The organism is Streptomyces sp. NPDC043870, from assembly GCF_056435785.1.
This window is the reverse complement of the sequence record NZ_JBWKDT010000128.1, coordinates 1-2,015: the sequence shown is the minus strand read 5'-3', so window position 1 is coordinate 2,015 and position 2,015 is coordinate 1. Positions and strand designations below refer to the sequence as shown.

Below are 2,015 nucleotides of genomic sequence, written 5' to 3'. Positions count from 1 at the left end.
CCGTGCCCGCAACACCACCGTCCAGCACCCGCCCCGAGTACCCGAACCACCCCGCCACCAGCACATATACCCAGCGAAAGCGGAATCCAGCACTAGCCTAGCGGGTCGGGCGGGGGCGCGTCTGCTGGCGGCACTGAAGTGGCCGGTGAGCTCAGTTTCGCGGCATGGCCAGCGGGAGGTCGGGGATGCTGACGCTGCCTTGGCTGAGCAGTGCCGGCCAGTTGGGCCTGCCGTGGTCGTCTTTCTTGCAGAGGGTGGCGGTGGAGGGTTGGTAGGTGTCGTCGCCGGCGAAAGTGGCGGTGTAGCAGGCGTCCCTGTCCTGCTTGCCGGGGACCTTGCAGGTGGCATCGCCCCGGCTGTCGGTCGTTTCGATGCACAGCGAGGTGGAGTCGGTGGTGAACTCGATGGTCTTGCCTTCCAGGGGGAGGCCCTCGGCGGTCAGCGTGGCGGTCAGCGTGACGCCACGGTTGCCCCACTTCCCGTGCCCCTTCTTCTTCTGCGCCTTCAGCATCAGCGTGGTCGGGATCCGCTCCGAGGTGACGGTCCCGATCGCCACGGCAATGGGTTCGTTGCCGAGGGGGATGGTGGCGGTGGCGGTGTTGGTGGCGGTGGCGATGACCGACACTGTGCCGTCGTCGGCGTTGGTGACGTAGACGAAGAGGCCGTTCGGGGTGACCGCCACACCGGTGGGGCGGTCACCGACGGTGATGGTGGCGGTGACGGTGTTGTCAGAGGTTCTGATCACCGACACGTTGTTCGAGGCGGTGTTGGTGACGTAGACGCGGGAGCCGTTCGGGGTGACGGCCACGCCGAAGGGGTCGTTGCCGACGGGGATGGTGGCGGTGACGGTGTTGGTGGCGGTGTCGATGACCGACACTGTGCCGTCGCCGAAGTTGGTGACGTAGACGAAGAGGCCGTTCGGGGTGACCGCCACACCTTCGGGGTCACCGCCGACGGGGATGGTGGCGGTGACGGTGTTGTCAGAGGTTCTGATCACCGACACGCTGTCGTCGTCGCCGAAGTTGGTGACGTAGACGAAGAGGCCGTTCGGGGTGACCGCCACACCTTCGGGGTCACCGCCGACGGGGATGGTGGTGGTGACGGTGTTGTCAGAGGTTCTGATCACCGACACGTTGTTCGAGGCGGCGTTGGTGACGTAGACGCGGGAGCCGTCCGGGGTGACCGCCAAAGCGGCGGGGTTGTCGCCGACGGGGATGATGGCGGTGACGGTGTGGTCCGAGGTCCTGATCACCGACACCGTGTCCGAGAAGCGGTTGGCGACGTAGACGAAGAGGCCGTTCGGGGTGACCGCCACACCTTCGGGGCTGTCGCCGACGGGGACGGTTGCGGTGATGGTGTTGGTGGCCGTGTCGATTACCGACACGTCGTCCGAGAGGCGGTTGGCGACGTAGGCGAAGGTTCCGGTCTGCGCGGCGGCGGGCGTGGCCACGGCGGTCGGGACGGCCAGGCCGGCCAGCACCGCCAACCCTGCCACCCAGGCCCGCACCAGCACCCACCACGAACCCCCGCCACTTCGCCACCCGTTCCCTGGCTCCGACCCTGCCCCTACAGCAATACCCGACATCAAGTCCTCCTGCAGCGCACCACACCAGAGGTGAGTACGAGTGCTCCGAAACGAACCGGTGATCGATGCCCGTCATGCAGGTCCGGGATCGCCGCGGCGGTTGACGACCGCTGGTCTGAAGGTAAACGCCGCAACGAACCCTCACCTCCACAGAAACCCCTGATAGGACCGTACGGATGACTCGAAGCGCTCGGGGTGGTGAAGGTAACGGGGGATCAGGCGGACACCTCAGTCGCCGGGTGGGAGCGACTGTGGCTGTCCTGGCGCACGGCCTCTGCTTCAGGTACGCCGGCTGGACGCAGCTTCGCCTAAAGGGCCATCAGCCGGGCCGCTGATTAGTACTCCAGCCGGACTTCTGTATTTCTGCTGGTCAACGGCCTGGCGGTGGGGAGTGTAGCGGGGGTTTTGCATGGGTGGGACGGTCTTGGGC

1 protein-coding gene is annotated in these 2,015 nt (G+C 66.6%); it reads right to left on the bottom strand.

Annotated features, from left to right (window positions below; all coding sequences use genetic code 11):
- Positions 1 to 151: 151 nt before the first annotated feature.
- On the bottom strand, positions 152 to 1,495 hold the full coding sequence (locus AC0699_RS39630; RefSeq protein ID WP_478671551.1) for a beta-propeller fold lactonase family protein: 1,344 nt from the start codon (positions 1,493 to 1,495) through the stop codon (positions 152 to 154).
- Positions 1,496 to 2,015: the final 520 nt, after the last annotated feature.